Source organism: Streptomyces sp. S186 (genome assembly GCF_051603415.1).
GTDB lineage: Bacteria > Actinomycetota > Actinomycetes > Streptomycetales > Streptomycetaceae > Streptomyces.
Map to the genome: position 1 here is coordinate 2,153,958 of NZ_CP193932.1, position 22,388 is coordinate 2,176,345.

Here is a 22,388-nt window from a genome sequence, read left to right on the forward strand (position 1 = left end):
TGTCGTATGTCAAGGGCCCTGGAATTCCTGGATGCGAAGGAGCCCTCCCTCACCGAGGGGACCTATCAGATCAGCGTCGCCCACTCCATCGATGCCTATGCCGACCAGGAGTACTTCACCCCGCGCAAGACCCAGCTGCTGGAGGTACGCGGGCCCCGGTTCGTCCTGCCGCCGGGCACCGTGCACGCCGCCTACCCGGTGCCTGGCGCTACGGGCACCTTTGACCAGGTGGTGCCACATATCGCCCTGGACCGGATGTCACTGCCCTGGGACATCAAAGTGGGCAGCAGCCATCCTCCCGTTCCCGACCCCTGGCTGGCGCTGCTGCTGTTCACCGCCGGAGAGCTGCCGGACGACCCCGAGGCGGTGGGCAAGACGGCCTCCCGCCCGGTCTCCGAGCTGGCCGGGCCCGCACCGAAGAACGTCATCCACCCCGAACTGGACGGGCTGCCATCCGACCAGAAGCGGCTGACCTGCCAAACGGTGGACATCCCCGCTGATCTCTTCGCCCGGGTGGCTCCACTGCGCACCGAACTCTCCTATCTCGCCCACGTACGGCGCGGTGCGGATGCCGCCGACTCGGCCCGTACTCACCAGGCGGCCGGCTCCGCCGTACCGGACGACCGGCACGCGGTGGTGGTCGGCAACCGCTTCCCCTCACCACACGGCGGGCAGTATGTGGCCCATTTGGTCTCCCTGGAAGGCTTCTTGCACCACTTGCCCAAAGACCGGAAAGACCTGGACAGCGGCGAGTCCGGCACGAGGCTGCGGATGGTCTCCCTGCACAGCTGGTCGTTCCGCTCACTGCCCGATCTGGGCCCGCACTTCGCCACCTTGGTGGAGGGCCTGGCCCAGCACGGCGCAGGCCACCCGGACCGGCTGACCTTGCGCTGGGGTCAGGACTACGGCGACCAGCCCGCCGACCCGGCACGGCAGCGGCTGCACGCCGGATACGTACCGGTCGTCCATGCCCTGCCCACCGGGGAGAGCAGTTTCGCCTGGTATCGCGGCCCGCTCACCGCGGTACCCAACCAGTCGGTGCCGCTGGGGACGGACGCACCGGTGTGGTACGCGGCAGACGCCCGGATGATCTTCCTTGAGGAGCACGGGATCTTCGACATCAGCTATGCGGCCGCCTGGACCATGGGGAGGGCCCTGGCCCTGGCCGACCCCGAGTTCGGACCCGCGCTGATGCGCTGGCGGCAGGTGGTACGCCGCGCGGCGGGACGGCTCAGCGGCGGCACCCACGACGGCAAGAGCGCGGTGGCCGGACACGGCAGCCTCGCCGGGGCCGGTGTGCTGGGCGCCGCCGTGGGCAACCGCCACTTCGAAGAGGCGGTGAAACAAGGCGGTTTCGCCACCGCCCTCCAACAGGAACCCCACCCGGACCGCACCCCCACGACGCCCGGCCATGCGCCGCCGGCCCAGGCCGTACGCGCCCGCCTGGCCGACGCTGCCCAGACGGCCGCCATCCATACCGCAGCCGACCACCAAGCCACCGCGCTGGAGCAGTGGCTCTCCGGCCTGGCCCTGCTCCGCCGGGTTCCCCTTGACCACCTGGTGCCGCGCCCGGAGATGCTGCCACCGGAAAGCCTGCGCTTCTTCCACCTCGACCATGACTGGCAACTGGCCCTGCTCGACGGGGCGCTCAGCATCGGCCTGGCCTGCTCCCTGGACCGCGAGCTCACCCAGGGCCTCCGCCGGCGCATCCGGAAACTACCCCAGCTGACCGGGAGCGCCTCCGGCTTTCTGGTGCGCTCGGCGCTGGTCCCCGGCTGGCCCGCGCTACGAGTGCGGTGCTACCAGGGCAACCGGCAGCTGAAGGTGCTGCGCTGTGCCGCCCTCGGCCCTGATCTGCTGCTGATGCTGGTGGACGGAGTGATCGACAAGCTGGTGATCGCCGAGCCACCGCAGGGGCTGCACTTCGGCTATGAGCTGGACAGGAACGAGGATCCCTATATCCAGCTGCGTTCCCTCAGGGAGACGGAGATCGGCGAACCGGTCTCCGGGGCCACCATTCCGTTCGCCGGGTTCCTCGACGCCCGGCGCGTACTCGATGTCATGGGGCTCCGCGCGGAGTTGAGCAGCAAGCTCGGCAAGCACTCCGGAAAGGCCGCCCTGGGCGCGGCCGGGATGGCGATCCAGATGATCAAGTCCGCCCAGCAGATCACCTTCAAGAAGCAGGAGGGGACCTCGTGAGCGACGAGCCCCTGATCGTGCCGATCGAGGTGGACGCCCTCGTCGTCAACGACGAGGTGCGCTACAGCGTCCCCTTCGAACGGTGGACAGCCGTTTACCACCGGCTGTCCCTCGGCTCCTCACCCGAACCGCAGCCGTTCACCAACAACGACGCCGCCCGTTGGGACAGCCAGCCCGACGCCAATGGCGTCTATCTGCACTGGCAGCTTCCCCAGACGCTGCGCCACGGCAAGCATGACGCCGCCACCGGGGAGACCGCCTTCCCTCAGATCCCCAACCGCTGGCTGGTCATCCGCCGCCGCTGTGACACCGCCGAGGAACCTGTGGCCTGGGTGGTGGAGAGCGACCATGTCAATGGCGCCGATGAGCCGGGCGGCAGCGCCTTTCTCCGGGACGACGGCGGAATCCCGAAGGCGGTCCGGATCGGCCGCCGGGTCAAGCTCACCGATTGGCGGGAGGAGGGATCCGGCGAGTCGGTGGCGCTGGACGCCCTGGGCCCGGGACTGCTCACCTTCTCCGCCTATCAGCCGTACAACGAGAATGTGCTGTCGCTGCATGACACCGCGGCCGACCTGGGCACGCTCGACGCTGTCCTCGCCTACCAGGTGATCGGCTGGCACTCCGACAAGGCTGTGGACCCACTGGCCATCGCCCAGGGCGATCCGCACGCCCTCAACTGGGTGCCGCCGGACGGCAAGGCCACGGACCGGCCCACCCGGTCGCTCTACACCGGCTATGTCCTCCGGCTCCCCTGGCAGCCCAAAGGCACGGCACCGGCTTCCCAACGGCCGCGGGGCACCCAGGTGAAGGTGGCCGTGGGCAACAGCTCGGTGGACGCGCTCTCCGGCCTGCTGATCGCCGGCGGCATGGACCACGGCAACGCGGCCCTTCTCGAAGCCCTGCAGCATGGGCTGCTCAACGGCCTGGACGACACCGCGCATGAGTCGGTGGACCACGCCATCCACCGCTCCTGGTTCGGCACCAGCCCCGGCGGCTACGCCTGGGAGGCGGTGGACGCCCCGGGCAAGAAGGCGGTAGTGGTCGGCGAGGAGCAACGCCGGGCCGAGCGCGAGCTGCTGGCGGAACTCAACAGCCGCCAGGCAGCCCATGACGCCGCCATGCGCGAACTGGCGCAACTGCGCTGGAGGCTCTATGCCCTCTGGTGGCTCAACCGCGACGCCGGCCTCTCGCAGCAGGACCGGCTCGCCTTCGAGCGCGCTCGGGGCTCCTTGGCCGGCCGGATCAGCTCGGTGGAGAAGGATCTCGGAAGGCGGCGCGACCTGGCCGGCGAGCACCTCCACCAGGAAGCGATCCCCTGGGGCGCCACCACGGCGGAGCTGACCGCCAGGGCGGCCGACTACCTCTGCCGGTTCGCCGACACGCCCTGGCAGGGCCGTCAACTGAAGCGGGTGCCCCTCGCCGAGTTCCACACCCCGGCGGACCCGGTGGTGCTGCTCAGCGGAGCGGGCGCGCCCAAGACCACCGCCCCGGGCGCGCCGCTGCCCTGCCGCTTCCCCGCGGACACCCTGAAGGCCACCGGCCCCGTCCACAGGCCGCCCCTCGCGGTGCCCACCGAGCATCTGCCCGAGCCGCAGGCGCTACGGGAACTGGTTGACGAGTTCAGCCTGGTGAGCTCGACAGCAGCGAACGACCTCGACGCTCTCCGTCACACACCGGTCTCCCAGGGTGCGAACGGAATCCCACCGCACTACGGGCTGACGCCCTGGGCGCAGCCCTGGCAGCCTCTATATCTCCTCTATGAGGTGCGCTACTTCGCGATTCCCTACCACCAGAAGCACGGTGACCCCTGGGAGTTCAACGGTTCCCGCTACCAGTGGAACGGCAAGTCCGGGCCCGGTCCCCTGGACTTCGGCACCTGCCGGGGGCGGATCCACCTCACCCCGCACGCCACCTTCAACCTCAGCGGCCGGCTCCGCGAGTACCAGCGCGTCCACCCGGCCGCCGCATCCGGCACCGAGCTGGGCAAGGCACTGACCACGCTCGCCGAAGAGGTGGCCACCTGGGATGTGCTCAGCCAGTCCCTGGACGGTCTCACCCAGTGGGTAGCCGCCCGCGGCATCGGCATCCACCCCCAGCCGCATGGCAACGAACTGGCGGCCCTGATCGGCCATGAGCACCAGACCGTGCCGCTGCCCGACGCTTCCTTCTCCCCCCTCCGGGCGGGCCAGTTCCGCTTCAACCGGCTGGCCATCGTGGACCGCTTCGGCCAGGTCTGCGATGTGATCAACCCGGTGGGCACCGGCGGTCCCAGCGACAGCCTCGCCAAAGAGCTGATTCTCGCCAACAGCGTGCGCCCCGAGCAGCCGGTGCTGCCCCACACCACCCGGCACACGTTCGCGGAGCTGCGTCCCCGTCTGGTGCAGGGAGCCAGGCTGCGCTTCGAGCCACTCACTCCGGACGGCTCGGCGATCGGACCGGGCGCCGACCCGGTTTGCGGCTGGCTGCTGCCCAACCACCTCGACTCGGCGCTCCAGGTGTTCGCCCCGGACGGGCGGGCGCTGGGCGAGCTGCGCCCGGCGATGCTGGGCAAGGGTTCGGGCGGTGGGCTGGCCTGGGACGCGGCGCCTGACGCACCGTACCGGGATCCGGCGGACGAGGAGTTCCCCGGGCAACTGGGCGCGATGCTCCAGGAGATGCTCGATGAGTATGCGGCGGAGACCGACTTCGCCGCATTGCGCGCCACCATTGACGAGACCTTGTTCACCGTCAACCCACTGGGCGGCTGGGACGACCTCTCGATGGCGGTGCTGGCCGGCCGTCCGCTGGCCCTGGTGCACGCGAGGCTGTGGTTCGAACTGGAAGGACCGCCGCTGATCAATCCTGGCCAGGAGACCTGGCGGCATGATCCGGCGGGCGAGCCGGAGTCTGCGGAGTTCCTCACTCATCCCTGGTATATCCGCCTGGGCTCGCTGGCCGATCAGGACGACGGGCTGATCGGCTGCTTCCTAGGCGATGACTACTCGCGCCTGTACACCGTGCATCAACCGCTGGATTCCACCTCGCAACGGGTGATCCGGATCGATCGGGGCTTCCGGCTGGCCTTCCAGGACGCCTCGGGCAAGGGCTGTCGGCAGACGGTGACCCTGCTGGTCGACCCCCGGGCGGCGGTGCACGCCGTCACCGATCTGCTGCCGGCCACCGCCCTCAGCATTCCGGCGGTCTTCGTCGAGCCCGGCCTGCGGCGGTTGCGGGTTTCCTTCCGGGCGGGGCCGCTGCTGGCCGGTACGGTGCCGGCCACCGACCCCGATCACCCTTCCGGGCCGCATATCCCTGCGCTCGCCGTGCCTCGGCCCAGCACCCGGCACGGCAGTTGGACCTGGCATCCAGCGGGGGCCGGGGATCCGCTGCCGCTCGCCCCCCAGGGACACGCCGCCACCACCTCTCCCATCGCCCAGAACGGCCGCCTGATCCGTGGCGGCCCCCTCGACCGCTGAACGGCAGGCAACCATGAGCGACGCGCAGTTCACCTACACCGTGACCACCGTGCCCACGCCGCTGGGCGTCACCCCCAAGGGCAGCCGGAATGGGGTCTCCTCCTATCTCACCGTGCTGGTGACGCCCAACGCGGGGAAGGAACTGTCCTGCTCGGGACTGCGTTTCACCTTCAAAGAGGGGCGTAGTGAGGCCGAGTTGTCCAAAGACCTGGGGTCGATTCTGCCCAGCGTTCCTCACCCTCCTGGGGTGTGGCAGGTCGAGTATGTGAACAAGGCGTTCATGGTCAGTCCCAAGGACGGCCTGCCGGTGAAGGTCAAGGACGCCTCGATCTCGGTCGAGTTCGATGGAGTGGTGGTCAACACCGAGCGGGGTGTCACGCCGTTGCGGATCGAGGAGTGGACGGGCGAGACCAAGACGACGGAGGCACCGTCCGCCACTACGCAGGTACCGATCGTCAAATACCCCAGCGGTTTCAGGTTCTCGGACTTCTACGCGGCGCGGGACGAAAACGGCACGCTGGTGCCGAGCCCGGTGATCGAACTCGGAAACCCCGTCACCCTTCACTGGACCGCCTCCGAGGGGGCGAAGTACGAGCTCTTCTGGGACGGCGGCCCGACGGGCGGCGAGGACGTCACGCTGGTCAGGAGCAAGGACCTCAAGGAGAAGCAGCTACTGGAGAAGGACACCACGTTCTATCTCCGGGCCACGTTCACCACCTCGGGGCATACGGTCACCCACTATCTGACCACCACGGTTCAGGTGCGTGCCCCCAGGCTTCAGGTCACCTCCGTATCCACGGTGCAGAAGGGATATCTGCAAACGGCAGAGCTCCGCACACCGGGCGAGGGCGGCACGTTCTTCGACGAGCAGGCGGCCGTCCGAGTGCGGGACGCCCAAGGGAAGCGCTTCGGACGGCTGGAGGCGGGAATTCTCGGAACCGAATTCGTCTGCGCTCCGGTTCCCTCGGGCGACCGCCCGGCTCTGGCCGTCTACAACGACATGCTGTACTGCGTTTTCCGTGGTACCGGCAATGACGAGCGGCTCTGGTACGTCACGTGGTCCGGTAACGGCTGGGGTGCCCCCGCAAGGATCCGTCCAGGTGCTGACTCGGCAGCCGGTCCGGCTCTGGCAGCGCACGAGAACAAACTCTTCTGCCTCCACCGGGGCTTCCACGAAAAGAAGGAGCTGTGGTCCACGGTTTGGAATGGCGACGAATGGACGCAAGACCAACACGTCCCAGGAGTCGACAACGGACTCAGTCCTGCCCTCGCCTCCTACGACGGCAAGCTGTTCTGCGTCCACCGGGGCGGTAATGACTCACACCTGTGGTACACGACTCGTGAAGGCAACGGCTGGAGTAAGGACACGCTGATGGACGACCATGCCTCTGAGCATGCCCCCGCGCTGGTCGTCTTCCAACAAAAGCTGTTCTGCTTCCACAACAGCTCAGATTTCTCTTTGAAGTACCGCACGTGGGACGGTTCGCACTGGAGCAAACCTGTCCTCATCCCCAACGTCGAAACCATGGGTGCGCAGGGAGTCGCCGTCTATCAGGACAGGTTGTACTGCGCCCACCGCGGTGGCGGTACCGACACCAGCCTCTGGGTCACCACCTGGGACGGCAATACCTGGACCTCTGACCGGAAGGTCTTCGGCCCCTTCTACTCGGCCACCGGCGCCGCCCTGGCCGTCTTCGACAACAAACTCATCTGCGCCTATGGCCGTTGACCCGGCCCCGGCACCGCTGGAAGACATCGTGGCACTTTCCAGCCCACAGTGTGCGGCCATACCTGCCGTATGTCCGCGATCAGTTCGTCGCCCTGCACGCCCTCCCCCGAAATGATCCTGCACCCAGTTGGCCTGGTAGACCGTAACCGCGCATCGGTCACCCCGGCCGGACGGGCCGGCGAGGGCGAGCTTGTGCCGGACAGGCTCGGCATCTGCGGCTGGCTGCGAACCCCCTCGGCCGACCACGGCTGCAGCCACTCGTTGGCCACCGCCGACGGCTGCAGCCCACGCTCATCCGGTCAATCTCGTAGCAGACTCGTATTCCCGACAGCCCTCCACCGGCCCTACAGAACTGCATTGGCGCCGAAGGCTGATCTTGGCTGCTCTGCCCCGGGCGCCACTCGAACGGCCGTGGCGCTCCGGTCTGCGCGCCCAGGCCCTCGTTGCGGGCATCAGCGAGGATCTCCACCTGATCACCAAGGACGTGGCGGCGTTCTACTTGCTCTTGCCGGAGAGGAACGTGTGCCGGTCCTTGCAGCCGACTGACAGCCAGCGGAAAGAACCTCAGTGCCGTCGACGATCTCGGTCTTCCCGCTCGCGCCGAGATGGTCGATGACCTCAGCCAGGGTCTGCAGCCGCACACCCGCCGGTCGACGAGGCCGGCCAGCGCTTCGCGCCAGCGCCCACCGTCCGCTTCCGCGACCTGGACGCTGGGCACCCGACCAGCAGCGCCCAAGGCGCCTGACAGCCCATCAGGACGAGCGTCAAATGAGCGTCACGAGCGTCATTTCAGCGTCAAGATACCGCCCGTAACGCCCACACCGCACATAATGCGCATGTATAAACCCGCAGGTCAGATGCCCTTTGCGGCCCGTTCCAGAATCACCACGCACTCCACATGATGGGTCATAGGAAAGAGGTCGAACGCGCGCATGCGGCGGGGGGTGTAGCCCGTCTCGCGGAAGTAGGCGAGGTCGCGGGCGAGGGCGGCCGGGTCGCAGGCGACGTAGGCGATGCGGCGGGGGGTGAGGGTGGCGAGGTGGTGGACGGTGGCCTTGCCGGCGCCGGCGCGGGGCGGGTCGAGGACGACGAGGTCGACGTCGGTGATGCCGGTGCGGGGGAGGACGGTCTCGACCTTGCCGTGTTCAATGCGGACGCGGTCGAGGTCGTCGAGGTTGTGGCGGGCGTCCTCGACGGCGCGCTTGCCGGATTCGATGCCGAGGACGGCGCCCTGGTCGCCGACGCGCTCGGCGAGGGCGCCGGCGAAGAGGCCGACGCCGCAGTAGAGGTCGAGGGCCATGTCGCCCTTCTTGGGCATCAGGCCCTGCATGACGGCCTCGACGAGGAGGTCGGCGGCCTTGGGGTGGACCTGCCAGAAGCCGCCGTTGCCGACCCGCCAGGTGCGGCCGGCGGCGCGTTCGCGGACGAAGGGGCGGCCGTGGACGCGGTGGACGGCCTTGTCCTTCTCGCCGATGCGGAGGACCGAGACCGGCTTGTCGAGTTCGACGATCGGGAGGCGGCCGCCGGGGCGGGGGGTGAGGACAACCTGGCGGTCGTGGGAGCCGGTGGCGGCGATCGCCTCGACGGTGGCGATCTGCGGCCAGGTGCGCCGCTCGATGCCGAGTTCGGAGACGCCGGGGGCGGCGATCATGCAGTGGGTGACCGGCTCGACCTCGTGCGAGCGGTGCTTGCGCAGGCCGGCGCGGCCCTCGGCGTCCACGGCGTACTGGACGCGGGTGCGCCAGGCCGGGACCTCGCCCTTGGCGACCTTGTCGCCGGGGGCCGGTTCGACGGTGCCGTCCCAGCCGGCCTCGTCGGGGGTCAAGCCGGCCAGCCGGGCGAGCTGCTCGGTGACGACGGCGGCCTTGAGACGGCGCTGGGCGCCGGGCGCGGCGTGCTGCCAGTCGCAGCCACCGCACCGGCCTGGGCCGGAGAACGGGCAGGGCGCCTCGACCCGGTCCTTCGAGGCCACCAGGATCTCGACGGCGTCGACACGCAGGAAACGGGCGCCCTCCTCGCCGTCGGTGACGCGGGCGCGGACCCGTTCGCCGGGCAGCGCGTGCCGGACGAAGAGGACCTGACCGGCCTCGGTGCGGGCGATGCAGTGGCCGCCGTGCGCGACCGGGCCGACCTCGACCTCGTACTCCTCGCCGACCAGCGATTTCCTGGATTCCGGCGGCGTGTCCGGCTGCATGGCGGGGAGCTCCTGGGGAGAGGGGGATCAAGACCGTGACGGCCGGCCTTCGGGAGAAGGCCGACCGTCCATTTTACGGGGTGCGGTGCGATGCGCCGGTCCGCGCGCCGGCCGCGGTCACTTCCTGGTGGCCGCGGACTCCTTCTTCGCCGCGGTGACCGGGCCGCGCCGGACGGAGCCCGGGGCGTTCCACTCGGCGCGCTTGCGGGCGCGCTGCTTGGCGGCCTCGGAGGAGTCCAGCTGCCAGGGCACCGAGGTGACCATGACGCCGGGGGTGAACAGGAGGCGTCCCTTGAGGCGCAGCGCGGACTGGTTGTGGAGCAGGTGCTCGTACCAGTGGCCGACGACGTACTCGGGGATGTAGACGGAGACCGCGTCGCGGGGGCTCTCCCGGCGCAGCGACTTGACGTAGTCGATGATCGGCCGGGTGATCTCGCGGTACGGGGAGGCGAGGACCTTCAGCGGGACGTCGATGCCGCGCCGTTCCCACTCCTCGCGCAGGGCCCGGGTGTCGGCCTGGTCGACGTCGACGCTGACCGCTTCGAGGGTGCCCGAGCGCATCAGCTTGGCGTAGTTCAGGGCGCGCAGGGTGGGCTTGTGCAGCTTGGACACCAGGACGATGGCGTGGACGCGGGAGGGCCGGACCACGTCGTCGTCGGGGGCCTCCGGGGCGGCGATCTCGTCGGCGACCCGGTCGTAGTGGCGGCGGATCGCGGTCATGGTCACGAAGAAGATGACCATGCCGAGGAGGGCCACCCAGGCGCCGTGGGTGAACTTCGTCAGGAGGACGACGACGAGAACCAGGCCGGTGAAGAAGCCGCCGAAGGCGTTGATGGCGCGCGAGCGGTGCATCCGGCGGCGCTTGGCCGGGTCCTTCTCGGTGAGCAGATGGCGGTTCCAGTGCCGGACCATGCCGATCTGGCTGAGGGTGAAGGAGACGAAGACGCCGACGATGTAGAGCTGGATCAGGCGGGTGGAGTCCGCGCCGTAGAGGTGGACCAGGACGGTGGCGGCGCCGGCCAGCAGGACGATGCCGTTGGAGAAGGCCAGCCGGTCGCCGCGGGTGTGCAGCTGGCGCGGCAGGTAGCGGTCCTGGGCGAGGATCGAGCCGAGCAGCGGGAAGCCGTTGTAGGCGGTGTTGGCGGCGAGGAAGAGGACCAGCGCGGTGGCCGCGGCCAGCACGACGAACAGGAAGCTGCCCTTGCCGAAGACCGCCTCGGCGACCTGTGAGATGACCGGGTTCTGGGTGTAGCCGGAGCCGAGCGGACGGCCGTGGTCCAGGAGGTCGGTGGCCGGGTTCTCGGCCATCCGGACGTGGGTGGTCATGGCCAGCGCGATGATGCCGCAGAACATGGTGACGGCCAGCCCGCCCATGAGGGCGAGGGTGGTCGCGGCGTTCTTCGACTTCGGCTTGCGGAAGGCGGGCACGCCGTTGGAGATCGCCTCGACGCCGGTGAGCGCGGCGCATCCGGAGGAGAAGGCGCGCAGGAGAAGGAAGATGAGGGCGAAGCCGGCGAGGCCGCCCTGTTCGGCGTGGATGCTGTAGTCGGCGGTGGGGGCCTTCATGGTGTCGCCGAGGACCAGGCCGCGGATCGCGCCCCAGAGGATCATGATGAAGACCCCGGCCACGAACACGTAGGTGGGGATCGCGAAGAGCTTGCCGGACTCCTTGACGCCGCGGAGGTTCATCAAGGTCAGCAGCACGATGATGGCGATCGCGCAGAACGTCTTGTGCTCGACGACGAAGGGGATCGCGGAGCCGAGGTTCTCCACGCCGGAGGAGATGGAGACCGCGACGGTCAGGACGTAGTCGACCAGCAGGGCGCTGGCGACGGTGAGGCCCGCCCTGGGGCCGAGGTTGGTGGTGGCGACCTCGTAGTCGCCGCCGCCGCTCGGGTAGGCGTGGACGTTCTGCCGGTACGACGCGACGACGGTGAACATCAGCACCACGACCGCGACGGCGATCCACGGGCTGAAGCTGTACGCGGAGACTCCCGCCACGGACAGGACCAGCAGCACCTCGCCGGGCGCGTAGGCCACGGAGGAGAGCGGGTCGGAGGCGAAGACGGGGAGTGCGATGCGCTTGGGGAGGAGGGTCTCGGCCAGCCTGTCGCTGCGCAGTGCGCGCCCGATCAAGATCCGTTTGGGCACGTCGGTCAGTTTGGACACCCGGGAATGCTAAGGGTTCGTCAAGGCTCCCGCCCACCCACCACCCGGATGGGTATCGCCACCCGGATGCGCCACCATGCACAGAGCGACCCGGCCACCCATCAACTACGCGGCACCTCCACAGCATCTGCACCGTACGCACACGGTGGCGCCGTCGTTGCAGGGAACCCCGCGGGCCCGGACTTCGTGGCGGATGTCACGGAGTCCGGGCGTGTCGCGCGCGGGCACCCCGGCACTCGGCTCGCGCACCGGTGTGCCGTGGGGCGCGGGCTCACTCCTCGCGCGCCGCCGGGCGCGGCCGGCGGGACAGCAGATCGCCCAGCCCCTCCCGGGTCGCCGCCACCAGCACCACGTCCTGCGGCCGCAGGACATAGCCGTCCAACTCGTCCGCCAGATGCGCCGGCGCCGGCCCGTCACCGGTCGGCGGCGCGCCCGCCGCGGGCTCCACCGGCGGCTCGTCGGGCGCGGAGTTGTCGACGGCCAGCACCCGCAGCCGCCCCGGCCGCAGCACCTCGCCCACCGACCGCCCCTCCAGGGCCGCATGGCCCCGCACCTCGACCCGGGCGACCAGCAGCACCCGCCGCTCCACCGGGATCGCCCCCAGGATCTCGCGGCCCATCATCGCCCCGGCGAAGGCCGGCGCCGCCAGGAAGGACACGCTGCGGCTCCGGGTCCGCGCACCAGGGTGCGCCGTCCGCAGCGTCCGGTACACGGCGGCGGCGAACCCGTCGTCGAACAGCCGCAGGGTCACCCGCAGCCGCGGATTGACCGACCGGGCGTACAGCGCGGCCTCCAGATTGGTGGTGTCCTCGCTCGTCAGCGCCAGCAGCGTGCGGGCCCGGTCGGCCAGCGCCGCCTCCAGTACGCCCTCCTGTGTCACGTCCCCCACCACCGTCGGCACCCGCAACCGCCGCGCCAGGGCGATCCCGCGCGCCTCCGGATCGGCCTCGATGCACACCACCGGGACCCGCATCTCGTGCAGCCGCGCCAGCACCCGCGTGCCGATCTTCCCCAGGCCCAGCAGCACCACATGACCCGACAGACCGCGCGGCGGGCGGCGCAGCGCCGACGCGCTGCGGAACGTGCCCAGCCCCTCGAACGCCGCCGCCACCAGCACCGGCAGCAGCAACAGCCCGACCAGCCCGGACAGCAGCTGCAGCAGCTTGCGCGCCAACGGGGCGTCGAGCGCCGGCTCGTTGATGGCGAACAGGTCCAGCAGCGTCAGGTACGCGGCGTGCAGCGGCTGCTCCCCCGTCGACAGCGACGCGGCCACCGCCAGCGCCAGCACCGCCCCGACGATGCCCGCCAGCGACCAGCGCAGCCGCCGGGAGAACAGCGACGCCAGCGGCGCACCCCGGCCGCGCAGCCGGCTCGGCCGCAGCGTCCGGCCCGTATAGGCGACGGTCTCCAGGACGACCCGGCCGCGGCCGCCGGCCGCCGCGGCGGTGGCGTCGTCCGGCAGCAGCACCGGGCCCTCGTCACCGGAAGCGGCACCCGGCGCACCGGCCGCGCCCCCGGGCGGATCGCCGGGCGACGGCGACAGCAGCGCCAGGGTGCACAGCCGCCGCGCCCCCGGCGGACCGGACTGCCCCGGCGCGCGCTCCACGGCGCGCAGCATCAGCCCGTCCGCCTCGATGACCTTGCTGGTGCCGGCCACCGCGGTGGCCACCAGCGCCGGAGCGACGGTGTCCGCATCGGACAGCACCGTGGTCGACGCATCGTCCCGCGGCTCCCCGGCACCGTCGGCATCACCGCTCGCCGCGACCGCCGCGGACTGGTCCAGCAACTCCTCAAGATGCTGGCCGAGTTTGCGGTTGTAGAGCCGGATGACCAGCCGCAGCCGCGGGTTGAGGCGGCGGGCCCGCAGCGCGGCATGGATGTTCAGCTCGTCGTCGTCATGGACCAGCGCCAGCGCGCCCGCCTCCGCGACACCGGCCTCGACCAGCGCCGCGTCGTCGATCTGGGCCGCCACCTGCACCCGTATCGGCTCCGGCGGCGCCTCGCCGTCCTCCCGCGCCACCGCGGGCGGCGGCACACCGGGCAGCGCCCCCGGACCGGACCGCGCCACCGCCGCCGACACCCGGCCCAGCAGAGCGGAGGCCCGGCCCAGGCCACGGGAGGCCGGCGGGACGCGGGGCCGGTGCGGCTCCCGGGTGGACGGCACGAGCAGTGTCACCCGTTCGCGGTAGACGTCCCGGAGCTCGGCGGCGAGCCGGTGGGCCAACGCGTCATCGCCGCACACCACCATGTGCGGCGCGAGAGAACCCTGTTGGGGCTGATGTGGCAGTTGTGGCACACGCCGTAGCGTGCCCTACCGGGCCGTCCCCGCGCAGCCCACCGCACGATCCGCACCGCACCGCCACGCCGCCCGCCACAACCCCGCACCGACCGCGCCCCCTACCGGAGCCGCCGTTACGGCTACGGTTGTACCGGACCACGGTGCGGCCGGCGCTCCCGTCCGACGCACCGGGCCGCCGTCGCGGACAGCGGCTCCGTGCCGCCGGCACATCGGAAGAGAAAGTAGTGAGCAGGGTGTTTGGGCAGGTCAGCGCGCTAGTACAGGGCACGGGGTAATCAGCATGCACATCGTCATCATGGGGTGCGGTCGCGTGGGCTCCGCGCTCGCGCAGACCCTTGAGGGCCAGGGCCACACCATCGCGGTGATCGACCAGGACCCGACCGCGTTCCGCCGCCTCGGCTCCGCCTTCGGCGGCCGCCGGGTCACCGGCGTCGGCTTCGACCAGGACACCCTCCGCGAGGCCGGCATCGAGGAGGCGGGCGCCTTCGCCGCCGTCTCCAGCGGCGACAACTCCAACATCATCGCCGCCCGGGTGGCCCGCGAGATGTTCGGTGTCGAGAACGTCGCGGCCCGCATCTACGACCCGCGCCGCGCAGAGGTCTACCAGCGCCTCGGCATCCCCACCGTCGCCACCGTCCGCTGGACCGCCGACCAGATGCTGCGCCGGCTCCTCCCCTCCGGCGCCGAACCCCTCTGGCGCGACCCCAGCGGCGGCGTCCAGCTCGCCGAGGTGCACACCGCCCCCTCGTGGGTCGGCCACAAGATCAGCAAACTGCAGGAGGAGACCGGCGTCCGCGTCGCCTTCCTCACCCGCCTGGGCGAGGCCATGCTGCCCACCTCCCAGACCGTCCTCCAGGAAGGCGACCTGGTGCACGTCATGATGCGCACCGACGAAGTCGAGAAGGTCGAGGCGGCATTCGCCCAGGGTCCCGAGGAGGCGCACGCATGAGGGTCGCCATCGCAGGCGCCGGCGCGGTGGGTCGCTCCATCGCCGGCGAACTCCTGGAAAACGGACACGAGATCCTGCTCATCGACAAGGCCCCCACCGCCATCTCGGTCGAACGGGTACCGCTCGCCGAATGGCTGCTGGCCGACGCCTGTGAGATCACCTCGCTCGACGAGGCGGCCCTGCAGCGCTGCAACGTCGTGATCGCCGCCACCGGCGACGACAAGGTCAACCTCGTCGTCTCCCTGCTCGCCAAGACCGAGTACGGCGTCCCGCGCGTCGTCGCCCGCGTCAACAACCCCAAGAACGAGTGGCTGTTCAACGAAGCCTGGGGCGTTGACGTCGCCGTCTCCACCCCCCGGCTGATGTCCGCCCTCGTCGAGGAGGCCGTCAGCGTCGGCGACCTCGTCCGGCTGCTGCGCTTCAGCCACGGCGACGCCAACCTCGTCGAACTCACCCTCCCCCCGGAGGCCGCCCTCGCCGGCACCCGCGTCGGCGACGTCGCCTGGCCCGAGGACACCTCCCTGGTGACCATCATCCGCGGCACCCGCGTCCTGACCCCCAACAAGGACGACGCCCTCGAAGCCGGCGACGAACTCCTCTTCGTCGCCGCCCAGTCCCGCGAGGAACAGCTGGAGGACCTGCTGTCGGTCCGCCGCGACGACAGCTGACCGCCCCGGCACGGCAAGCACGGCAAAGGGCCCGGGAGCCATACGGCTCCCGGGCCCTCGCCACGTCTCACGCGATACGGATCAGCGGCGGTGCCGCGGCCCCTCCTGCGGCCGGTCCGCGACGGCCGGTCCCGGCGTCGCCAGCCCCTCCCGCAGGGCTTCCTCCGCCTTCTCCTGCGCCTCCATCTCCGCGAACACGTCGATCGGCGCCGGCGCCTTCACCAGGAACACCCACGTCAGATAGACGGCCAGCAGGAACGGCGGGATCTTCAGCGCCACCAGCACCCATCCCAGCTGCGTGGTGTCCGCCCACCAGTACAGCGGGAACAGGATCAGGCACTTGCCGAGCAGGATCAGCCCCCACGCCCAGCTGGCCTTCGCGTACGCCGTCTTCCGCCCCGGATTGCGGGTCCGCCACGAGAGGTTCTCCTTGAACACCGGGCCCAGAATCAGCCCGATCAGCGGAACCCCCGCGAGCGTGGTGACGATGTAGGCCAGCGCCAGGCCCAGCGTGTACAGCATCCCCGGCAGGTAGAAGTCCTTGGCGTTGCCGGTCATCATCGCGAAGACCACCCCGAAGGCCACCCCGAAGACACCGCTGAAGGCGTGCTTGACGGTGTCCCTGCGCACCAGGCGCACCGCGCACAGCACCAGCGACACCGCCAGCGCCGCGATCGCCGAGACGTGCAGATCCTTGTCGACCGTGAAGATCGCGACGAACAGCAGCCCCGGCAGCACCGTCTCCACCAGGCCGCGCACGCCACCGAACGCCTCGAACAGCGCCGCCTCCGTCACCTGCCTGCCCGCGGTGTCCGGGCCCGCGTCCGGCACCCGCGCGCCAGTGGCGGCCGAAACGCCCCCCGGGTGATCGGCGAGGGCGGAAGCCTCAGGGTCAGTGGTCGGTCGGTCGTACGACGTCACCGGCTACTCCTGTCCGAGCGGTCGCAGTTCGTACTTGGGATTGAAAAGCACCCGGCGCCCGTGACTCAACGAGATCCGGCCCGAGGCGATGAGCTTACGGCCCGGCTCGATGCCGACGATGGAACGGCGACCCAGCCACACCACGTCGAGCGCCGCGGAGCCGTCGAACAGCTCCGCCTCCAGCGCGGGCACACCGGCACGCGGTCGCAGCGTGACATGCCGCAGGGTGCCGGAGACCTTCACTATCTGACGGTCGTCGCAGTCGCATATGCGGGTACACCCCGTGGCCTGCGCATCCTCCTGCAGCTCGGCGGACTGCAGCTCCTCCTCGGAGGACGACAGCCTGTCGAGCATCCGGCGGAACCGGCCGGCCGGCTTTTCGGGTCGGGTCCCAGCAGTCATAACCCCAGCGTACCGGGGCCCGCACGGCCGCCCCCGCACCCCGCACCAGCGCCCCCACCACCGCGTTCACCCCTCGAAGCGGTACCCCATCCCGGGCTCCGTGATGAAGTGCCGCGGATGCGACGGATCGCCCTCCAGCTTCCGCCGCAGCTGCGCCATGTAGACCCGCAGATAGTTGGTCTCCGTCCCGTACGACGGCCCCCACACCTCCTGCAGCAACTGCTTCTGGCTCACCAGCCGGCCCTGGTTGCGCACCAGCACCTCCAGCAGATGCCACTCCGTCGGCGTCAGCCGGATGTCCCGGCCGCCGCGGTTGACCTTCTTCGCCGCCAGATCGACCGTGAACCCCTCGGTCTCCACGATCACCTCGTCGTCCGCCGGCCCCGTCGGCTCCGCCCGGCGCACCGCCGCCCGCAACCGCGCCAGCAGCTCGTCCATCCCGAACGGCTTGGTCACATAGTCGTCCGCCCCCGCGTCCAGCGCCTCCACCTTCTCGTCCGACGTCTGCCGCGCGGACAGCACCAGGATCGGCACCCGGGACCAGCCCCGCAGCCCCTTGATGACCTCCACCCCGTCCATATCGGGCAGCCCCAGGTCCAGGACCACGACATCGGGATGGCGGGCCGCGGCGAGCTTCAAGGCGGTGGCCCCGTCCGGGGCCGCGTCCACCTCGTACTTGCGCGCCTTCAGGTTGATCACAAGGGCGCGCACGATCTGCGGCTCGTCATCAACCACAAGCACCCGGTTCACTGGCGTTCTCCTCGCGGTGTCGGTCGCCGGCGGGCCCCACCCGCCGGCAAAGTCGTGAGTGCGGCCGGTACCGCCCGGCCGGCGTCCTGGCCCCCTCCCGGGCCACGCGGCGGACACGTACCGTCACCGGAACGCGGCCGTGTCCCGCCGCAGGTACCTCCGCCGTGGCCACGACTCATGTCGTCGCCTGCGCCGGAAGATCAGGTCGAACCGGGGGGAGACCCTCGGCGACCGGCAGCGTCAGCACCATCGTCATCCCGCCCCCCGGAGTGTCCTCCGCGGACAACGTCCCACCGATCGCCTCCGCGAAACCCCGCGCCACGGCCAGCCCCAGCCCCACCCCGGCACCCCGCGGCGCGTCCCCGTACCGCTGGAACGGCTCGAAGATCCGGTCCTTCGCGCTGTCCGGCACCCCCGGGCCCCGGTCCGCGATCCGCAGCTCCACCCGGTCGCCGAGCGCACTGGCCGCGACCAGCACCGTCTCCCCGTCCGGGCTGTACTTCACGGCGTTCTCCACCAGATTGGCCACCGACCGCTCCAGCAGCCCCGGGTCCACCGCCACCATCGGCAGCTCCTCCGGGATGTCCAGCGTGACGCTGCCCTCCGGGACCCCGCCCAGCGCCATCGGCACCACCTCGTCGAGGTCGAGCTCCCGGATCAGCGGCGTCACCGTGCCGGTCTGCAGACGGGACATGTCCAGCAGATTGCCCACCAGGTGGTCGAGCCGGTCCGCGCCCGCCTCGATACCGGCCAGCAGCTCCGCCTCGTCCTCCTCCGACCACGCCACGTCGTCCGACCGCAACGACGTCACCGACGCCTTGATGCCCGCCAGCGGCGTCCGCAGGTCATGGCTGACCGCGGCCAGCAGCGCCGTACGGATGCGGTTGCCCTCCGCCAGCTCTTGGGCCCGCTCCGCCTCGCCCACCAGCCGCTGCCGGTCCAGCACCACCGCGGCCTGCGCGGCGAACGCGGCCAGCACCCGGCGGTCCTCCGCCGGCAGCACCCGGCCGGTCAGCGCCAGCGCCATGTGGTCGCCCACCGGCATGTCCACGTCCGCGTCCTCCGGGCGCGTCAGCGGCGGCGCACTGCCGTCACCGCCCGCGCGGCCCGCACACGTCCACGGATCGACATCGCTGCGCCGCTCCAGCAGCGCCACGGTGTCCATGGCGAACGTCTCCCGCACCCGCTCCAGCAGCGCGTCCAGCGTGGTCTCCCCGCGCAGGACGCTGCCCGCCAGGAACGACAGGATCTCCGACTCGGCCCGCAACCGGGCCGCCTGATGCGTCCGCCGGGCGGCCAGATCCACCACCGACGCCACCGACACCGCCACCGCGAAGAAGATCGCGATCGCCACGATGTTCTTCGGGTCGTTGACCGTGAGCGTGTGCGTGGGCGGAGTGAAGTAGAAGTTCAGCAGCAGCGACCCGGCCGCCGCCGACGCCAGCGCCGGCAGCCGACCGCCGAGCAGCGCCGCCACCACCGTCAGGAACAGGAACAGCAGGACGTCATTGGCCAGCCCCGGACCGTTCGACAACCTTGTCAGCAACAGCGACAGCAGCACCGGGCCGCCGACGCCGACCAGCCAGCCGGCGATGATCCGCGACCGGCCCAGGCGCGCGCCGCGCGCCACCGGCAGCCCCCGCCCCTTGGCGACCTCGTCGTGCGTCACGATGTGCACATCGAGGTCAGGACCGGACTCCCGGGCCACCGTCGCCCCCACACCGGGCCCGAAGACGTACTGCCACGCCTTGCGGCGGCTCGACCCCAGCACGATCTGGGTGGCGTTCACCCCCCGCGCGAACTCCAGCAGCGCACCCGGTATGTCGTCACCGATGACGTGATGGAACGTTCCGCCGAGGTCCTCCACGAGGGTCCGCTGAACGGCGAGCTCCTTCGGGGAGGCCGAGGTCAGCCCGTCACTGCGGGCTATGTAGACGGCGAGCACCTCGCTGCCCGAGCCCTTCGCCGCCATCCGGGCGGCCCGGCGGATCAGCGTCCGCCCCTCCGGACCACCGGTCAGCCCGACCACGATCCGCTCGCGCGCCTGCCAGGTCGAACGGATCGAATGCTCCGCCCGGTACTGCTGGAGGTACTCGTCCACCCGGTCTGCCACCCACAGCAGCGCCAGCTCGCGCAGCGCGGTGAGGTTGCCCGGCCGGAAGTAGTTCGACAGCGCCGCGTCGACCTTGTCCGGCTGGTAGATGTTGCCGTGCGCCATCCGCCGCCGGATCGCCTGTGGCGACATGTCGACCAGCTCGATCTGGTCGGCCCGCCGGACGATCTCGTCCGGCACCGTCTCCCGCTGCCGCACACCCGTTATCGACTCGACGACGTCCCCGAGCGACTCCAGGTGCTGGATGTTCACCGTCGAGATGACCGTGATGCCGGCTTCCAGGAGCTCCTCGACGTCCTGCCAGCGCTTGCCGTTGCGGGACCCGGGAACGTTGGTGTGCGCCAGCTCGTCCACGAGCGCCACGGCGGGCCTGCGCTCCAGCACGGCGTCGACGTCCATCTCGGTGAACGTCGAACCGCGGTACTCCAGCTCACGGCGCTGGATCTGCTCCAGCCCGTGCAGCATGACCTCCGTACGGGGCCGGCCGTGGTGCTCGACGAACGCCACCACGACGTCCGTCCCGCGCTCCACACGCCGGTGTGCCTCGGAAAGCATCGCGTACGTCTTGCCGACGCCCGGTGCCGCGCCGAGATATATCCGTAGCTTGCCGCGTGCCATGGCCCCATTGTCTTACGTGAAGGTCGCCCAGCCACCGGGCTGGACCTGAAGCGACCCTACCGACCGTCCCACCGAAAAAACGCCCAGGTAGCGGCTTCCCGCAGGGTCTTGACGCGACTCTGATACGGGGTGCGGGTGGGGGCCGATCGGGGGTGGGGGCGAGGGGTGCGGGGGCTGGGTGGAGGGCGAGGGGGCAGTCCGGGAGGGGTGAGCGGGATGACGTGGACGGGAGTGGACGGGAGGAGTGGACGGGTGCCCGGGAAGTGGCCTGCGTGGGCGGGCGGCCCGTGCGGGGAGGGCGGGCACACGGGGTGCGGGCGGCTCTGAGAGGTGGCCGATCCCCGCACTCCATTGGCCGAAACAAAACCATCGCTCGCGCCAGCGGCCCCTGCGACGATGCCCCCCATGACCACCAGCCCCGCCGAACGCCCCACCGGCTCGGTCGAGGTGCGCCTCGCCCACACCGCCGACCTGGACGACGCCACCCTCAAGGCCGCCCGCATCCTCCTCTACGACGTCTTCGACGACATGACCGCCGAGGACTGGGAGCACTCGCTGGGCGGCCTGCACGCCCTCGTCCATGAGGACGGCGTACTGATCGGGCACGCCGCGGTCGTCCAGCGCCGGCTGCTGCACAGCGGCCGGGCCCTGCGCTGCGGCTACGTCGAGGGCGTCGGCGTCCGCGCGGACCGCCGCGGACGCGGCCACGGCGCGGCCATGATGGACGCCCTGGAACGAGTGATCCGCAACGCCTACGACCTCGGGGCGCTCAGCGCGTCCGACGCCGCCGCCTTCTACGCCGCCCGCGGCTGGCAGCTCTGGCGCGGCCCCTCCTCCGCCCTCACCCCGACCGGCATCCGACGCACACCCGACGAGGACGGCACCCTCTTCGTCCATACCGGATCCGCACCGCTGGACCTCGAAGGCGACCTGACGTGCGATTGGCGGGAGGGGGACGTCTGGTAGGGGCGCTGCCCCGCGGGGCCCGGGGGTCCGTAACTGCGGTGCAGGTCCTCGACGACGGCTTCCCCCGCTCTCGTTGACGGGTCGCGACCGTAGGACTCGGCCCGTGGCCGTCAACCTCCAGTACCGGAAGTCACCCTCGGCCGCACCCGCTCAACTCACCTGTCGCGCCGTCGCGTTCGCGAAAGGGGCGGCCCCGGGGACGTTCGCCCCTGAGGCCGCCCCTGTGTGCGGCGGTGGTGTGTCGCATGCGGTGTCTCAGTAAGGCACCGAACGTCACCGCTGTCCCTGTACCAGGTCCCGGAGCGCCACGTTCAGCTCCAGGACGTTGACCCGGGGCTCCCCCATGAACCCCAGCGGACGTCCCTGGACGTGGTCCTGGACGAGCTTCTCGATCTCGCCGGCGGACCGGTGGTTCTCCTTGGCGATGCGGTTGGCCTGGAGGAGCGCGTACGCGGGCGAGATGTCCGGGTCGAGGCCGGAGCCGGAGGAGGTCACGGCGTCGGCCGGCACCTGCGACTCAGGCACGCCGTAGGTGGTGGCGACCCACTGCTTGCGTTCCTTGACGGCCTTGATCAGGTCGGTGTTGGTGGCGCCCAGGTTGGAGGCGCCGGAGACCTGGAGGTCGTACTGGGGGTTGACGGGCGGCGTCGCCGTCCGGTTGCTGCCCAGCCCGGCCGAGGGGCGGGGCTGGAAGTAGCGGAGGTCGGGGACCGGGTTGCCCTTCTTGTCGGTGCCCTTGTCGTAGCGCTGGCCGAGGAGGGCGGAGCCGACGACCTTGCCGTGGGAGCTGACCTCGGAGCCGTTGGCCTTGCCGGGGAAGGCGGCCTGGGCGACTCCGGTGACCACCAGGGGGTAGATCACGCCGCAGACCACGGTGAGGACGAGCAGCGCGCGCAGGCCCGCGGTCAGCAACCGGGCGGTGTTGAGTACGGAGTTGTTCATGGCTGTCACCACGC

Annotated in this window: 14 protein-coding genes; 6 read left to right on the forward strand and 8 right to left on the reverse strand. The window is 70.8% G+C overall.

The genetic code is table 11. The features are described 5' to 3' along the window. The first annotated feature begins 6 nt into the window (after positions 1-6). Genes ACRAS8_RS09075 through ACRAS8_RS09085 form a run of 3 tightly spaced genes read left to right on the forward strand, consistent with a single transcriptional unit; the run spans position 7 to position 7,383 of the window. A complete protein-coding gene (locus tag ACRAS8_RS09075; RefSeq protein ID WP_438485439.1) occupies positions 7-2,199 on the forward strand; it encodes a hypothetical protein in 2,193 nt (730 codons plus the stop codon). Then, on the forward strand, positions 2,196-5,654 hold the full coding sequence (locus tag ACRAS8_RS09080) for a hypothetical protein (RefSeq protein ID WP_438485440.1): 3,459 nt from the start codon (positions 2,196-2,198) through the stop codon (positions 5,652-5,654). The genes ACRAS8_RS09075 and ACRAS8_RS09080 overlap by 4 nt, the downstream gene beginning before the upstream one ends. 13 nt (positions 5,655-5,667) lie before the next feature. Continuing rightward, positions 5,668-7,383: a hypothetical protein gene (locus ACRAS8_RS09085; RefSeq protein ID WP_438485441.1), complete on the forward strand. Its 1,716-nt coding sequence runs from the start codon at positions 5,668-5,670 to the stop codon at positions 7,381-7,383. Positions 7,384-8,236: 853 nt separating this feature from the next. Here the strand turns inward: ACRAS8_RS09085 and ACRAS8_RS09090 are convergent. From ACRAS8_RS09090 to ACRAS8_RS09100, 3 genes are all read right to left on the reverse strand, one after another. Next, positions 8,237-9,577 carry a class I SAM-dependent RNA methyltransferase gene (locus ACRAS8_RS09090; RefSeq protein ID WP_438485442.1) on the reverse strand — a complete coding sequence of 447 codons (1,341 nt, stop codon included), beginning with the start codon at positions 9,575-9,577 and terminating at the stop codon, positions 8,237-8,239. A gap of 117 nt (positions 9,578-9,694) precedes the next feature. Then, positions 9,695-11,746 carry an APC family permease gene (locus ACRAS8_RS09095; RefSeq protein ID WP_438485443.1) on the reverse strand — a complete coding sequence of 684 codons (2,052 nt, stop codon included), beginning with the start codon at positions 11,744-11,746 and terminating at the stop codon, positions 9,695-9,697. Positions 11,747-12,017: 271 nt separating this feature from the next. Further along, complete coding sequence (locus ACRAS8_RS09100) at positions 12,018-13,994, reverse strand: NAD-binding protein (RefSeq protein WP_438490395.1); 1,977 nt, start codon at positions 13,992-13,994, stop codon at positions 12,018-12,020. Between the two features lie 331 nt (positions 13,995-14,325). On the opposite strand from ACRAS8_RS09100, the gene ACRAS8_RS09105 reads away from it, so the two are divergent. Together ACRAS8_RS09105 and ACRAS8_RS09110 are read left to right on the forward strand one after the other, a co-directional pair. Further along, positions 14,326-14,994, forward strand: a complete 669-nt coding sequence (locus tag ACRAS8_RS09105; RefSeq protein ID WP_221911176.1) for a potassium channel family protein — start codon at positions 14,326-14,328, stop codon at positions 14,992-14,994. Further along, positions 14,991-15,662, forward strand: a complete 672-nt coding sequence (locus ACRAS8_RS09110) for a potassium channel family protein (RefSeq protein WP_018537027.1) — start codon at positions 14,991-14,993, stop codon at positions 15,660-15,662. The genes ACRAS8_RS09105 and ACRAS8_RS09110 overlap by 4 nt, the downstream gene beginning before the upstream one ends. 81 nt (positions 15,663-15,743) lie before the next feature. Here the strand turns inward: ACRAS8_RS09110 and ACRAS8_RS09115 are convergent, their stop codons facing one another. The 4 genes from ACRAS8_RS09115 to ACRAS8_RS09130 all read right to left on the reverse strand — a co-directional run bounded on the left by ACRAS8_RS09115 (position 15,744) and on the right by ACRAS8_RS09130 (position 20,466). Further along, on the reverse strand, positions 15,744-16,583 hold the full coding sequence (locus ACRAS8_RS09115) for a DUF3159 domain-containing protein (RefSeq protein WP_438485444.1): 840 nt from the start codon (positions 16,581-16,583) through the stop codon (positions 15,744-15,746). Between the two features lie 3 nt (positions 16,584-16,586). Beyond that, positions 16,587-16,985, reverse strand: a complete 399-nt coding sequence (locus ACRAS8_RS09120) for an OB-fold nucleic acid binding domain-containing protein (RefSeq protein WP_199788106.1) — start codon at positions 16,983-16,985, stop codon at positions 16,587-16,589. A gap of 66 nt (positions 16,986-17,051) precedes the next feature. Then, positions 17,052-17,735 carry a response regulator gene (locus ACRAS8_RS09125; protein ID WP_016570936.1) on the reverse strand — a complete coding sequence of 228 codons (684 nt, stop codon included), beginning with the start codon at positions 17,733-17,735 and terminating at the stop codon, positions 17,052-17,054. Positions 17,736-17,910: 175 nt separating this feature from the next. Continuing rightward, a complete protein-coding gene (locus ACRAS8_RS09130; protein WP_438485445.1) occupies positions 17,911-20,466 on the reverse strand; it encodes an ATP-binding protein in 2,556 nt (851 codons plus the stop codon). Between the two features lie 405 nt (positions 20,467-20,871). Between ACRAS8_RS09130 and ACRAS8_RS09135 the strand changes: the two genes are divergently transcribed. Beyond that, positions 20,872-21,432 carry a GNAT family N-acetyltransferase gene (locus ACRAS8_RS09135; protein WP_438485446.1) on the forward strand — a complete coding sequence of 187 codons (561 nt, stop codon included), beginning with the start codon at positions 20,872-20,874 and terminating at the stop codon, positions 21,430-21,432. 273 nt (positions 21,433-21,705) lie between these two features. Here the strand turns inward: ACRAS8_RS09135 and kdpC are convergent, their stop codons facing one another. Further along, on the reverse strand, positions 21,706-22,374 hold the full coding sequence (kdpC, locus tag ACRAS8_RS09140; protein WP_438485447.1) for a potassium-transporting ATPase subunit KdpC: 669 nt from the start codon (positions 22,372-22,374) through the stop codon (positions 21,706-21,708). Positions 22,375-22,388 lie beyond the last annotated feature (14 nt).

Bases quoted from the DNA above. Each gene is read 5' to 3' on its own strand.
- ACRAS8_RS09075 (WP_438485439.1), top strand. From the start codon at position 7: ATGTCAAGGGCCCTGGAATTCCTGGATGCGAAGGAGCCCTCCCTCACC.
- ACRAS8_RS09105 (WP_221911176.1), top strand. From the start codon at position 14,326: ATGCACATCGTCATCATGGGGTGCGGTCGCGTGGGCTCCGCGCTCGCG.
- ACRAS8_RS09120 (WP_199788106.1), bottom strand. From the start codon at position 16,985: ATGACTGCTGGGACCCGACCCGAAAAGCCGGCCGGCCGGTTCCGCCGG.
- kdpC (WP_438485447.1), bottom strand. From the start codon at position 22,374: ATGAACAACTCCGTACTCAACACCGCCCGGTTGCTGACCGCGGGCCTG.
- ACRAS8_RS09110 (WP_018537027.1), top strand. From the start codon at position 14,991: ATGAGGGTCGCCATCGCAGGCGCCGGCGCGGTGGGTCGCTCCATCGCC.
- ACRAS8_RS09100 (WP_438490395.1), bottom strand. From the start codon at position 13,994: ATGGTGGTGTGCGGCGATGACGCGTTGGCCCACCGGCTCGCCGCCGAG.
- ACRAS8_RS09135 (WP_438485446.1), top strand. From the start codon at position 20,872: ATGACCACCAGCCCCGCCGAACGCCCCACCGGCTCGGTCGAGGTGCGC.
- ACRAS8_RS09130 (WP_438485445.1), bottom strand. From the start codon at position 20,466: ATGGCACGCGGCAAGCTACGGATATATCTCGGCGCGGCACCGGGCGTC.
- ACRAS8_RS09090 (WP_438485442.1), bottom strand. From the start codon at position 9,577: ATGCAGCCGGACACGCCGCCGGAATCCAGGAAATCGCTGGTCGGCGAG.
- ACRAS8_RS09085 (WP_438485441.1), top strand. From the start codon at position 5,668: ATGAGCGACGCGCAGTTCACCTACACCGTGACCACCGTGCCCACGCCG.